At 48.0% G+C, this 12,468-nt stretch carries 13 protein-coding genes, 1 tRNA gene and 1 pseudogene; 14 read left to right on the forward strand and 1 reads right to left on the reverse strand.

From position 1 onward, the window contains the following. The 8 genes from M0R35_06710 to M0R35_06745 form a co-directional block, all read left to right on the forward strand. Positions 1–814 (forward strand): Asp-tRNA(Asn)/Glu-tRNA(Gln) amidotransferase GatCAB subunit B (locus tag M0R35_06710; protein ID MCK9595350.1); only part of this gene is annotated, 814 nt, incomplete at its 5' end. Continuing rightward, positions 804–2,099 (forward strand): S41 family peptidase, encoded by a 1,296-nt coding sequence (locus M0R35_06715; protein MCK9595351.1) that lies wholly within the window; start codon positions 804–806, stop codon positions 2,097–2,099. The genes M0R35_06710 and M0R35_06715, both read left to right, overlap by 11 nt. Continuing rightward, a complete protein-coding gene (locus M0R35_06720) occupies positions 2,096–2,896 on the forward strand; it encodes a divergent polysaccharide deacetylase family protein (protein ID MCK9595352.1) in 801 nt (266 codons plus the stop codon). The genes M0R35_06715 and M0R35_06720 overlap by 4 nt, the downstream gene beginning before the upstream one ends. After that, positions 2,893–3,867 carry a tRNA (adenosine(37)-N6)-threonylcarbamoyltransferase complex transferase subunit TsaD gene (tsaD, locus tag M0R35_06725; protein ID MCK9595353.1) on the forward strand — a complete coding sequence of 325 codons (975 nt, stop codon included), beginning with the start codon at positions 2,893–2,895 and terminating at the stop codon, positions 3,865–3,867. Before M0R35_06720 ends, tsaD begins: the two co-directional genes overlap by 4 nt. Then, complete coding sequence (locus M0R35_06730; protein MCK9595354.1) at positions 3,854–4,315, forward strand: MgtC/SapB family protein; 462 nt, start codon at positions 3,854–3,856, stop codon at positions 4,313–4,315. The genes tsaD and M0R35_06730 overlap by 14 nt, the downstream gene beginning before the upstream one ends. Further along, on the forward strand, positions 4,315–4,818 hold the full coding sequence (locus M0R35_06735) for a polymer-forming cytoskeletal protein (GenBank protein ID MCK9595355.1): 504 nt from the start codon (positions 4,315–4,317) through the stop codon (positions 4,816–4,818). The genes M0R35_06730 and M0R35_06735 overlap by 1 nt, the downstream gene beginning before the upstream one ends. 2 nt (positions 4,819–4,820) lie before the next feature. After that, positions 4,821–5,117, forward strand: coding sequence for a helix-turn-helix domain-containing protein (locus M0R35_06740; GenBank protein ID MCK9595356.1), 297 nt, complete (start codon positions 4,821–4,823; stop codon positions 5,115–5,117). Between the two features lie 3 nt (positions 5,118–5,120). After that, positions 5,121–5,504, forward strand: a complete 384-nt coding sequence (locus M0R35_06745) for a diacylglycerol kinase family protein (protein ID MCK9595357.1) — start codon at positions 5,121–5,123, stop codon at positions 5,502–5,504. Positions 5,505–5,520: 16 nt separating this feature from the next. Here M0R35_06745 and M0R35_06750 read toward each other — a convergent pair whose 3' ends face one another. After that, positions 5,521–5,967, reverse strand: a complete 447-nt coding sequence (locus tag M0R35_06750) for a hypothetical protein (GenBank protein MCK9595358.1) — start codon at positions 5,965–5,967, stop codon at positions 5,521–5,523. Between the two features lie 140 nt (positions 5,968–6,107). Between M0R35_06750 and M0R35_06755 the strand changes: the two genes are divergently transcribed. The 6 genes and pseudogenes from M0R35_06755 to M0R35_06780 all read left to right on the forward strand — a co-directional run bounded on the left by M0R35_06755 (position 6,108) and on the right by M0R35_06780 (position 12,468). After that, positions 6,108–6,455, forward strand: a complete 348-nt coding sequence (locus tag M0R35_06755) for a hypothetical protein (protein MCK9595359.1) — start codon at positions 6,108–6,110, stop codon at positions 6,453–6,455. A 95-nt stretch (positions 6,456–6,550) separates the two neighbouring features. After that, positions 6,551–6,624 (forward strand) — tRNA-Met (locus M0R35_06760). Between the two features lie 204 nt (positions 6,625–6,828). Beyond that, positions 6,829–8,601 carry a tetratricopeptide repeat protein gene (locus M0R35_06765; protein ID MCK9595360.1) on the forward strand — a complete coding sequence of 591 codons (1,773 nt, stop codon included), beginning with the start codon at positions 6,829–6,831 and terminating at the stop codon, positions 8,599–8,601. Positions 8,602–8,618: 17 nt separating this feature from the next. Continuing rightward, the gene (locus M0R35_06770; GenBank protein MCK9595361.1) at positions 8,619–10,568 is read left to right on the forward strand and encodes a tetratricopeptide repeat protein; all 1,950 of its coding nucleotides are present in this window, start codon (positions 8,619–8,621) and stop codon (positions 10,566–10,568) included. 17 nt (positions 10,569–10,585) lie between these two features. Beyond that, positions 10,586–11,551: a tRNA lysidine(34) synthetase TilS gene (gene tilS / locus M0R35_06775; GenBank protein MCK9595362.1), complete on the forward strand. Its 966-nt coding sequence runs from the start codon at positions 10,586–10,588 to the stop codon at positions 11,549–11,551. A 528-nt stretch (positions 11,552–12,079) separates the two neighbouring features. After that, a pseudogene (locus M0R35_06780) lies at positions 12,080–12,468 on the forward strand (AAA family ATPase).

Genomic DNA, 12,468 nt, shown 5'->3' on the forward strand with positions numbered 1-12,468 from the left:
CGAAATAAAGAACCTGAATTCCTTCAAGTCCGTACGCGAAGCATTAGCCTACGAGATAGAGCGGCATATTGAGACCCTTAACGCAGGAGAAAAAATAAACCAGGAAACCCGGCTTTGGGATGAAAAAGCCGGTCGGACGGTCTCCATGCGCTCCAAGGAAGAAGCCAAGGATTACCGTTATTTTCCCGAACCGGACCTGCCGCCTTTTATAATCAGCAAAGAGAAGATCGAGGAGATAAAGAAAACCCTTCCCGAACTGCCCAAGGAAAAAACCGTCCGTTTCATGAACGAATACGGGCTTTCGGAATACGACGCCAGGATACTGGTCGCGGACAAACAAACCGCCGATTACGCGGAGATCCGGCTTAAAAGCTGGCCGGGCAAGAACCGCAAACCCGTGGCTAATTGGCTGATCGGGCCGCTGTTATCAACGGCAAGCACCATGAAGATCGCGGTGCATGAAGTCAAAATATCCCCTAAAGATTTTCTGGACCTTATCGATCTGACCGAAAATAAACAGGTAATATCCAACCTCTCGGCAAAGATTGTCCTGGATGAAATGGCCAAAACCGGCAAACCGCCGATGGCGGTCATTCAGGAGAAAAATCTTGCCCAGATCTCGGATGAATCCAGCCTGGAAAAAGAAATAGACACGGTGATACGTGAGAACCCCAAGGTCATATCCGACGTTAAATCCGGAAAAGCTAATACCATAATGTTCCTGGTCGGCCAGGTAATGAAAAAAACCAAAGGCAAGGCCAATCCCAAGATCGTCCAGGATATTTTAAAACGGAGGTTATCCGATGCGCAATAAGCTTGTAATCTTAGCGGTCTTCGCGGCCGTTATCTTTTCATTCACGAAATTCGCCATATCCGGGGCGGTCCTGGAAAAGAAAAAGAACGCCGAGCTCTTCCGGCAGGTGGAGCTTTTATCGGACACCCTTTCCATAATCCAGAGCGATTACGTGGACGAGATTAAATCCCAGGATCTGATCTACGGCGCGCTAAAAGGCATGCTTTCTTCGCTCGACCCGCACAGCCAGTTCATGGATCCGGACACATATAACGAACTCAAGGTGGATACCGAAGGAAAATTCGGAGGACTGGGGATAGAAATAACCATAAAAGACAGCATGCTGACCGAGGTCACCCCGATCGAAGACACCCCGGCGTGGAAAGCCGGGATAAAAGCCAACGACCGCATCGTCAAGATCAATACCGAACTGACCCGGGATATGACCCTGACCGACGCCGTCAAAAAACTCCGAGGCAAAGCCGGAGAGCCCGTGAATATCGCTGTACTGCGCGAATCCGAAAAGAAACTCCTGGATTTCAAGATCGTGCGCGACATCATCAAGATCCAGGATATCAAATCGGCGCGGATACTGGAAGACGGCATAGGATATATCCGTTTGATCGAATTCCGGGAGAACACCTCGGAAGATATGGATAAAACCCTGGAAAAATTGAAGAAAGACGGGATGAACGCCCTTATCCTGGACCTGCGCAATAACCCCGGGGGGCTTCTGGAAACGGCGGTAGAGGTTACCGAAAAGTTCATCCCTAAAGGCAACCTGGTGCTTTCCACCAAAGGCCGCATAGCCAGCCAGAACATGGAATTTTTCTCCCGATACAACCGGCCGGTCTGGGATATGCCGCTGGTAGTCTTGATAAACGAAGGGTCGGCATCCGGCAGCGAGATAGTCGCCGCCGCCCTGCAAGACTATAAACGGGCGATAATCATGGGTACGAAATCTTTCGGCAAAGGATCAGTGCAGACGATCATACCCTTAGCCGACGGTTCCGCCTTGCGTTTGACCACAAGCAAATACTTCACCCCGTCCAGCAAAGTCATCCACGGCAAAGGCGTAATGCCGGATATCACTGTTACCGACGGTAAATTAGTCGAGGCTGCCGACGATAAGCCTATTACGGAAACAAAGGCTCAGGATATATTCGATGAGATAGAGAAAAAAGAACAGGCGCCTGCGGAAAAAGTCCTGCCCGATTATAAATCCGACAGCCAGCTTATCCGCGCGGTCGATGTGATCAAGGCGATCAAAATAATCAAAGCCGAACAAAAGATAAAAACCAAATGACATCGGAACAGAAAAAAATATATAGATTCAGCATCTGGCTTTTAGCCGGGATGGTCTGCCTTTTAACCTTATCGCTGGCATCAATGTACCTGCGCCGGCCCAAAACCCCGACGCCGCCAAAAGAAAAAAAACCCGCGGTTACCGCAAGGGTCGCCATAGTGATAGACGATCTGGGGTACAACCAGAACAACCTTCAGCTTATCAATCGGATCAAATACCCCGTAACTTTCGCCATACTGCCTTCCATAGCCTATTCCAAGGCTGTCGCGCAGGAATTGGAAAACCGGGGATTCGAACTCATACTGCATTTGCCGATGGAGCCGCACGAAAGAGCCAATCTGGAGAAGAACACCGTGTTCACCGCAATGTCCCCGAAAAAAATACGCCGGATAGTCACGGAAGGGCTGGACAGCATCCCGCATTTAAAAGGCATATCCAACCATATGGGATCGCGCGCGACCGAGGACGCCAAAACCATGGGGGTACTATTCTCCGAGCTAAAAAAACGCCGTCTTTTTTTTCTCGACAGTTTTGTTACCGGAAAATCCGTCGCCGCTTTTTTAGCGGGAAAGATGGACATAAAATTCGCCCGCAGGGATATTTTTCTGGATAACATCGCCGACCCGCTTTACATCAAACAACAATTAAGCCTGTTGATGAAGAAAGCCAGGCTAAAAGGCCAGGCTATCGGCATAGGACACGACCGCAAGCATACCCTGGAGGTGTTAAACGAGATGATGCCGGAATACGCCAGACAGGGATATAAATTCGTGTTTGTTTCGGAGCTGGCGCGATGAACGTCCTGGGCATAGAAACCTCCTGCGATGAAACCGCTGCCAGCGTTGTCCGCAACGGCAGGGATGTCCGTTCAAACGTCGTCAGTTCATCGTTGAACTTTCATAAAAAATACGGCGGGATCATTCCCGAGATAGCCTTTCGCCGGCAGTTGGAAACGATCGCCGAGGTGACCGACAACGCCTTGAAAGACGCAGGCGTAGGATTGAATAAAATAGACCTGATCAGCGTTACCGATGAACCCGGGCTGCTGGGTTCGCTGCTGGTAGGGATATCATTCGCCAAGGCTTTAGCTGCCAGCCGCGATATCCCGTTATTAGGCATAAACCATCTTTACAGCCATATATTCGCCGGATATCTGAATAAGGGGCCGGTTATCCGGTTCCCTTTTGTGGCATTGATCGTATCCGGAGGACATACCAGCCTATATTACATCCTGGATTTTGACCGGATAAACCTTTTAGGCTCGACCCGGGACGATGCCTGCGGAGAGGCTTTTGATAAAGTAGCCAGAATATTGGGGTTGGGTTATCCCGGAGGCCCGGTCATCGAACAAACCGCGAAAAAAGCAAGCCACCGTTCGATCAGGTTCAACTGCGCAAATTCCGCCGACCACCTGGATTTCAGCTTCAGCGGGATAAAAACCGCGGTCCTGTATTATACGCAAAAACACAAGACCGCAGGGAACAAAAAAGTGATCGCGGATATCTGCGCCTCTTTCCAGGAAACAACGCTTAACGCGCTGGTTGATAAATCCGTGAATGCCTGCCGGATTAAAAAATGCGCTACCCTGGTAGTCGGAGGAGGGGTAGCTGCTAACAACCGGCTCAGGGAAAAAATGGCGGATACCTGCAGCCGGAATAAGATCAAGGTCATTTTTCCCGAAATGCGCTTCTGCATGGATAACGCTGCGATGGTCGCTGGCCTGGGGTATTGGCTTTTCAAAAAAAGGGGGATGAATGCTGGGCGATAAAGAGGTTATTATACGTCTTTTTCTTTCCGTGGTCATAGGCGGGCTTATCGGCCTGGAGCGCCAATTACACCGCAGGGCAGCGGGATTGCGCACCCACATCCTGGTATCTCTGGGTTCCTGTCTTATAATGTTGACATCAATGTATGTTTTTGATATATATAAAGGTGTGGCCGGGCTTGACCCCAGCAGGATAGCCGCCGGGGTGATCACCGGGGTCGGTTTTCTGGGTGCGGGCGCGATAATCCGCGAACCCAACGGGATAAAAGGATTAACCACCGCGGCGAGCCTATGGGTGGTATCCGGCATCGGCCTGGCCATAGGGTGCGGCTTTTATACGGCTTCTTTGTTCACCACAGCGCTGGCCCTGATCATACTTTTATTCATGGGGCGTATAGAGGTCGAGACGTTGGGCAAAGATCGCGCAAAAAAACAAGGAGGTGAGGGATAATGGCGTTCAAAAAAAAGCTGGAAGAGAAGGTCCTGGATGTCGACGCCGCAATGCAGGGCACATTGAATTTCAAGGATCCCGTAAACCTGCGCATCAACGGAAAATTTGAAGGGACGCTGCAGACCCGCGGCAATCTCACGATAGGCGCCAACGCCGTAGTGTCCGCGGATATAACCGGGGACACCATCGTCGTGGCCGGCCGGATAAAAGGGAAGATCGTCGCAAAAGAAAGCCTGATACTTCTGCCAACCGCCGTGGTTGAAGGCGAGATATCGCCGTCCCGTTTAAGCATAGCCGACGGGGGGATATTCGACGGGAAATGCTTTATGCTCGGCGAATTCCTCAATGCGGACGAGCTGGCCCGATACCTGGAAGTCGATATAAACTCAATACAGGAATGGGCCAATTCGGGAAAAATACCGGCGATCAAGCAAAACAACGGTTGGGAATTCGAACGCAAAGCGGTAGACGCCTGGGTCGCTGCGGGAAAGATCGGTAAATAACTATGGCGGAAGAAAAGCTGTTAACGGTGCGCGATGTTTCGATACTCCTCGGGTTGAATGAAAAAGAAATACTTGACCTGACTGAAAGCGGGGCCATACCGGCATATAATATCGGCGGGGTATACCTGCGTTTTAAAAAAAACCAGGTGGAGGAATTCCGCAAAAAATTCCGCGGGCAGCAGCGAGCGCAACACAAATTCTCCGTTCAAGACAGGGTCTTCGATTTTTTCTACTTCGGGGACTTTTATATCATTTCGGCAATAGCCATAATCACAGCGCTTTACTTTATTTTCCGCTGATAAATGAAAGTATTCCGGCGAATATTCAAATTCCACGGGTTCCAGGAAAGCCTGCGCATCGCGATAAAAGGGCTGGGATATCTTTTCCTTTACCACCGCAACATGCGCATAATCTTCCTTTGCGGGATAACCGCGCTGCTGGCAGGCATTTATTTCCGCCTCAAAGGTATTGAACTGGCCGCATTATGCATAACCATTACCCTGGTATTTATGGCCGAGATGTTCAATACGGCGATAGAAACAATGCTGGATGTTTCCAAGCAACGATACCACACATTGATAAAACTGGTAAAAGACATCTCCGCGGCCGTAGTGCTAATAGCCTCATTTAACGCCATAGCCGTCGGATTTATCCTGTTCGCCCGCCGCATATCCGTTTTTTTCTGACCGCTCAAAACTTTTTTCAGAATTTCCTCTTGAATATATATTTAACCTGGTGGGTCTGGCGGTCGTATTCCGGCCGGCCTTTGACATTGAAGAGCTTCACGGAGACTTTTTCCTGTATGAACTCCTCGACTTCTTGGGCTTTGTAATATGGCAAGAAAACATCGACGCCGAAAAACTCTTTCCAATCGTTGCGAATCTTCCTGCGGTCCTCATTCTCATCGGGGCGGCTAACCGTTACCAGCGCATCGAACCAATTGGTGTAAACGACTTCCGTTTTTCCGGAATAATCGCAGGAAACCGGCTGCGCGAACAAAAGCTTTGCGGAGGTCATTTCCGCCTGAGGCGAAGAAGATAGCGCCGGTTTTAGCGGATTATACAGATCGGCATTCAACTGGCCGAAAGCCGGCATAGGCAAAATAAAAAAAGAGATAACGGCCGCCGCGATCCCAAATATACGCTTCATTTTATCACCTCGTCCTCTCGATTAAAGTATAACATAAGCGGTTATTAAAACCCAACCCCGCAAAAAGATATTTAATAATTTACAAGAACGCGGTATAATAACAGCATAACATAACGGAATCATTAAAAAGGAGGGATATTATGTCCACATACAACGCGGGGCCGGTATTTTTTGTTATTCTTGTCGCCGTACTGGTGGCTATGAGCTTCTTCGTCATGGTAATCCTGCAAAAAGTTACCTTGAAAAAACTAAGAAACCTGGGGATCGCCGCAGTTATCTTATTATGGCTGGCGGCATTGATATGCGTTGCGGAGATCTTCCGCCCGGCCATATGCAAAAAATCCATCTGCCCGATATCACCCGGGAATATGCCCCAACCGATGATGGGAATGGGACGCCCCGGCATGATGATGGACAATTCCGCATACCCGCCGGAAATGATGGAAATGATGAAAGATAAGGGAAAAATCGCTCCCAAAAACGATTAACAAGGCGTTCTAATCCTGTTTAAAACTGAAATACTTGATTTTTTCAGACTTTATGATAGGATAGAACTTCACAAAATACACTTTTTGATTAAAATGGCGGAGTAGCTCAGCCTGATAGAGCACGCGGCTCATACCCGCTTGGTCGGTGGTTTAAATCCACTCTCCGCCACTTAAATACTTACAGAGAGTGCTTACGCGACTCTCCGCCACTTAAATACTTACAGAGAGTGCTTACGCGACTCTCCGCCACTTAAATACTTACAGAGAGTGCTTACGCGACTCTTTGAAACTTAAAAAACCCTCTATGGAAATAAACGCCACAGAGGGTTTTTGTTTACCATTCACAGTGAAAATGTTATAATGGCGTAATTATATGAAGAATGCTTCCCGCAAAAAACCATTTTGGAATTCCCCTCCGGCAAAAAAGGTCACGCTGGTTATTTTAACGCTGATTTTAACCCTGGCGGCCCTCGAACTCATGTTGCGCATGATCGGATTTGCCATTGTGAATTTGCAGGAATACCGCAATCGCCAGGCAATAAAACAACGGGGCAATTTCCGGGTCATCTGCCTGGGAGAATCCACCACTCAAAACCAATATCCCCGTTATTTAGAGAAGATCCTGAACAAAAACAACCCCGGGGTAAAAACAAGCGTTGTAGATTGCGGGCAATCCGGAGCCACCACCACCACATTACTATTACATTTGCAAGATACGCTCGATAAATACAAACCGGACGTTGTGGTTACCATGATGGGCTGTAACGATTACAGAACGCTTTATTATCTGGATATCCCTGAAGCAAATACGGGATTATTTAAAAACTGCCGGCTGTACAGATTTGCCAGGATCATTTATATGGATATCAGCAATAAACTCAACAAACGCGATATTTACCGGCCAAGCGCGCATAAAAACACCGCGGCTCAAGAAAAATACCCGGATATCTCTAAAATCAAGATGACCCAATTAGAGAAAGAATATAAAAAACTCGCTGAATTCTCCGATTTGACAAAAATCACCAACAGAGGCTACGGCTTAAGATATAAAGACCTCAAAAGAGTGGCGGAATTGGAGAAGATATGGGAAAAGATCATCGAGATCAACCCACGCGACGCCTATGCATACTCAAAATTGGCCATACTATACTGGGACGCGGGAAAATTCAACGAGGCGGAAAACGCTTTAATTAAAGCATTAAAAATTGAACCCGGCAATTATATGACGTATGTGCAATTAGGAAGAGTCTACCGCGACCATGGCAAATTCGTAAAATCAGAAGAGATATATAAGGAAGCGGCTCAGATCAACCCAAATAAGTATGAAGCATATGCCGGATTGGAATGGCTTTACCGCCACCAGAAAAGATTTGAAGAACGCCTTCAGATCCTCAAGAAAGTCACGGAACTCACGCCTAAAGTCGAGCACGATTATTTAAACGCAGGATTGTTCTTCTCTTATCTTGGGGAATTCGCCGAATCGGAAGAAGCATACAGTAAATGCCTGGAGCTTAACCCGCGGAATAATCGTGCGTACGCAGGATTAGGTTACGTTTACGAAAAAGAAAGAAAATTCAACAAATCAGAAGACGCTTACAGAAAAGCAATCGAACTTGACCCGGACAACGATCCGGCATACATGGAATTATACTGGACTTACCGCGAGCAAAACAAATCGGCAAAAGCCGAGGAAATCCTCAAAAAAGCTATCGCGCATAATCCCCGCAATGATCTCGCTTTAGGAGGCCTGGCGGTAAAATACCTTGAGACCGGCGAAACCGAGCTGGCTGAGAATTATTCTGCGCAGGCTAATACGCTGCGCAGGGAATTTTATAATTCCGTTACCGCCAGAAACTATCATAAACTCAAGGAGATCCTGGATACAAGAAAGATCCGGCTGGTTTGCGCGCAATATCCGATGCGCAGCATAACAGTGCTGAAAAAGCTGCTAAAAGACGAACCGGAAGGGGATATTATTTTCGTGGACAATGAAAAAATATTCAAAGACGCTGTAAGAACTGACGGATACGACGCTTATTTCACCGATATGTTCGGCGGCGACTTCGGGCATTGCACCGAGAAAGGCAACCGGCTTTTAGCCGAAAATATCGCCAATGCCATATTAAAGAATGTTTTCGAGAAATAACCGCGACCGGACGAAATATGCGCAAAACCCGACTTTACCTGAAGAAGATAAGCCTCATCGTACTCGCCTTTTTTTTGACCCTGGCAATATTAGAGATCGGCCTGCGCGCAGGCGGATTTTTGCTCGGCGCATTCCAGGAATACCGCAATTTGCGCGCGATAAGACAAACAGGAAAATTGCGCATTATGTGCCTGGGGGAATCCACAACGCAGAATCAATATCCCCGGCACCTTGAAGAGATACTGAACGCGCGCGATATCGGCATTAAATTCAGCGTGATAGATAAGGGATTAACCTGCTCCACTACAGGGATAATATTATCCGAAATAAACGCCAACCTGGATAAGTACAATCCGGACATGGTGGTAACAATGATGGGAACCAACGATAAGGTAACGCTGTATTACCGGGATATCCCGGAGGCAAACACCCTGTTGTTCCGCTGGTTCCGGGCATACAGGTTCGCGAGGATCCTTTACGCGCACATTTTAAAAAGAATAAACCGCAAGGATATCTACGATCCCGCCTCGGGCAAAAAGGTCATCGTAAGTAAGAAAAACGCTGTCGCCGAAAAAACGCGGTTTCACGAATTTAAAAAGGCTCACGGCATAAATATAAAGCTCGATCCCACCGGCAGTTTAGCGCGCGAATTATCGGGAGTGATATACCGGGATCCCAAAAAACTTGCCGAACTGGAGAATTCATTCAAAAAGGCCCTGGCAGTCATCCCGGGGAATTGTTCCGCATATGAAGGATTAGGGTGGCTTTACGGGTCTCAACGCCGATTTAATGAAGCGGAACAGGCGTTCAAAATGATCATAACGCTTGCCCCGGGAAACAATGACGCGTATGATGGGTTAGGCTGGATCTACCGCGACCAGGGGGATTTCGCCGGTTCGGAGAAAGCTTTCAAAAAAGCCATCGACCTCAACCCCGGAGATTCTTCCGCGCATACGGAATTGATCCAGCTTTACCGGGAACAAGGGAATTACGAAGCGGCGAAAAATTCATTCAGGAGCTTCATCGCCTTTAATCCTAAGAATAAATCCATATATAAAACACTCGAATTCTACAAAGACATCGGCGAGATCAACGAAGCTAAACAAGCCCTCAAAAACGCAATCGCGCTTGATCCGCAAAACGATTCAGCTTATGAAGGACTGGGCTGGATACTCCGGGATCAAAGCAATTTCCCGGAATCAGAGCAGGCCTTTCTTAAAGCGATCGAACTTAACCCGAAGAACGAGTTCGCTTATGAAGGGTTGGGTTCGATCTACGGGGCTGTCGGGAGATTTTCCGAAGTAGAAACGGCGTTCCGGAAAATAATCGAGATCAACCCGAGGAATACTACCGCATACAAATTATTCGATCGGTTTTACCTGGAAAAAAGAAGATTCGTAGAATTAGAGCAGATATCTAAAGAAATGCTCCGGCTGGCCCCTGATAACGATTCCGCGTACGCCGGGTTAGGCTGGCTGTATAACATACTGCAAAAATACGACGCTTCCCAAAAAGCCTTTGAGAAAGCCCTTGAGATCAACCCCCTAAACGATTTTGCGGTAGGAGGGTTGGCGACAAGATATCAAGAACTCGATGAATCGGACATCTCCCGGACCTATAGCGAAAAACTGGCATGGAACCGGGAGGAATACGTCAATCCCGCCACAACGGCCAATTATCTCCAGCTCAAAAAGATCCTGGATCGAAAAAAGATAAAACTGGTCTGCGTGCAATACCCTATGCGCAGCATCGCGCCGCTAAAAAAAATATTCGAAAACGAATTGGACAAACACGTCATTTTTGTAGATAATGATAAATTATTCCGCGATGCGATAAAGAAAGAGCGTTACTCCGAGTATTTTAAAGATATGTTCGGCGGTGACTTCGGGCATTGCACTGAGAAAGGCAACCGGCTTTTAGCCCGGAGCATTGCCGATTCGATAATAAAAGAGTTTTTTAACAAGTAATGCCGGAGGAAGACATTATGTTCACAGACACTGTAAAAAAAACGATCCGAAAGTACGATTTGATCAGGCCCGGAGACAATATACTCGCCGGGGTATCAGGCGGACCGGACTCGCTTACACTGCTTTATGCGCTTAATGCCCTGCGCAAAGAATTAGGCTTTAAACTGCGCGTAGCGCACCTGGACCATATGCTGCGCAAAGATTCCGCGGCCGACAGGGTATTTGTGGAAACGATATGCCGGAAACTGGGCATACCCGCGACCTCGGCGTCTATAAACGTCAAAAAACTTTCCAAAAACCGTTCCACGGAAGAGGCTGCCCGGCACGCCCGGCTGGAATTATTTTTCCGCGCCGCGAAGAAAAATAAATGCAACAAGATCGCCCTAGGCCATAACCTCGACGACCAGGCGGAAACCGTGCTTATGCGCCTTTTAAGAGGAAGCGGATTGTCCGGGCTGTCCGGGATGCTGCCCAAGCGCGAAATTAACGGGTTTTTGTTGATCCGTCCGCTCATCGAAACACGAAGGCGGGATATAGAAAATTTCCTGAAACGCAAAGGCATAAAGCCGCGCATCGACAGAACCAACGCCCAGGATATATATTTCCGGAACAATATCCGCAATAAATTATTGCCGTTATTGGAACGCGCCTATAATCCCAATATAAAAACCCTCCTGAGCAATACCGCGGAAAGCGTCGGACAGGATTACGACATCCTCTGCCGCTGCGCGCAAAAAAAACTTCATTCACAGGGCGGTAAATTAAAGCTGGATAAACTGCAGCTTATGCACCCGTCTATGCGGCGGATGTCCTTGCGCCTGGCCTTTCAACGATTAAAAGGGGACACGCGCACGCTCACATTCAAGCATATTCAAGAGTTGGAAGACCTCATCGCAAACCGGCCCGCGAACTCAATTGTCGACCTGCCCGGGGGCTTTTCCGCGCAAAAGAGAAAAAATATCCTCGTTTTTTACCGCCGGTAAACCGCAGAATAACCGTGTAAATCCCGGTAATAAAACCTTGATTTCAAAGGCATTTACATATATAATGAATTTTCAGCTTTAGGAGAAAAAATGAATAAGATCAGCAGACCGAATCTTAAAAAAAACAAGGCACTCAAGAAATTCCCCTGGGGATGGCTGACGACGATAGCCGTCATCTACGCGATCCTGATTCTATCGTTCGCGAACAACACCGGCACGCCTAAAAACCTCTCGTACAGCGAGTTTTACGCCATACTGAAAGATTCGCCGGAAAATATAAAATCCGCGGTTAAAGAAGAAACAAAACTGAAATTGACCGGCGAGCTCGCCGATAATACGAAATTCACTGTAAATATACCTGAAAACGACCCGGAACTGCTCAATCTTTTGCGCCAGAACGTGAAGAACTTCGACGTCCAGCAACCCGGATCTTTCCTGCCTTTTTTGCTGCAACTTTTACCGGTAGGATTAATAATTTTTTTCTGGTGGATGATGGCATCCCGGGGGGAACAGATCGGCAACCGGGTTATGACTTTCGGCAAGATCAAGGCTAAGGTGCATTCCGGAAAAGAAGATGAGAAAGTCACCTTTAATGACGTCGCCGGAGTGGAAGAAGCCAAAGAGGAGCTGAATGAGGTGATCGATTTCCTGAGCGACCCAAAACGTTTCCAGAAATTAGGGGGAAAAATACCCAAAGGCGTCCTCCTGGTCGGGCCTCCGGGGTGCGGAAAAACCCTTATCGCCAAAGCGGTAGCCGGCGAGGCAGGAGTACCGTTCTTCAGCCTGTCCGGTTCTGACTTTGTGGAAATGTTCGTCGGCGTCGGCGCAAGCAGGGTTCGCGACTTATTCGAACAGGGCCGCAGGGCCGCCCAAACCTCCGGCAAAGGCGCTATCATATTCATCGATGAGATCGACGC

The organism is Candidatus Omnitrophota bacterium, assembly GCA_023227985.1.
In the GTDB taxonomy this organism is placed as follows: domain Bacteria; phylum Omnitrophota; class Gorgyraeia; order Gygaellales; family Profunditerraquicolaceae; genus JALOCB01.

What these genes read in the sequence shown, in the direction of transcription:
- M0R35_06715 (MCK9595351.1), top strand. Translation starts at nt 804, where the DNA reads ATGCGCAATAAGCTTGTAATCTTAGCGGTCTTCGCGGCCGTTATCTTT.
- M0R35_06720 (MCK9595352.1), top strand. Translation starts at nt 2,096, where the DNA reads ATGACATCGGAACAGAAAAAAATATATAGATTCAGCATCTGGCTTTTA.
- tsaD (MCK9595353.1), top strand. Translation starts at nt 2,893, where the DNA reads ATGAACGTCCTGGGCATAGAAACCTCCTGCGATGAAACCGCTGCCAGC.
- M0R35_06730 (MCK9595354.1), top strand. Translation starts at nt 3,854, where the DNA reads ATGCTGGGCGATAAAGAGGTTATTATACGTCTTTTTCTTTCCGTGGTC.
- M0R35_06735 (MCK9595355.1), top strand. Translation starts at nt 4,315, where the DNA reads ATGGCGTTCAAAAAAAAGCTGGAAGAGAAGGTCCTGGATGTCGACGCC.
- M0R35_06740 (MCK9595356.1), top strand. Translation starts at nt 4,821, where the DNA reads ATGGCGGAAGAAAAGCTGTTAACGGTGCGCGATGTTTCGATACTCCTC.
- M0R35_06745 (MCK9595357.1), top strand. Translation starts at nt 5,121, where the DNA reads ATGAAAGTATTCCGGCGAATATTCAAATTCCACGGGTTCCAGGAAAGC.
- M0R35_06750 (MCK9595358.1), bottom strand. Translation starts at nt 5,967, where the DNA reads ATGAAGCGTATATTTGGGATCGCGGCGGCCGTTATCTCTTTTTTTATT.
- M0R35_06755 (MCK9595359.1), top strand. Translation starts at nt 6,108, where the DNA reads ATGTCCACATACAACGCGGGGCCGGTATTTTTTGTTATTCTTGTCGCC.
- M0R35_06765 (MCK9595360.1), top strand. Translation starts at nt 6,829, where the DNA reads ATGAAGAATGCTTCCCGCAAAAAACCATTTTGGAATTCCCCTCCGGCA.
- M0R35_06770 (MCK9595361.1), top strand. Translation starts at nt 8,619, where the DNA reads ATGCGCAAAACCCGACTTTACCTGAAGAAGATAAGCCTCATCGTACTC.
- tilS (MCK9595362.1), top strand. Translation starts at nt 10,586, where the DNA reads ATGTTCACAGACACTGTAAAAAAAACGATCCGAAAGTACGATTTGATC.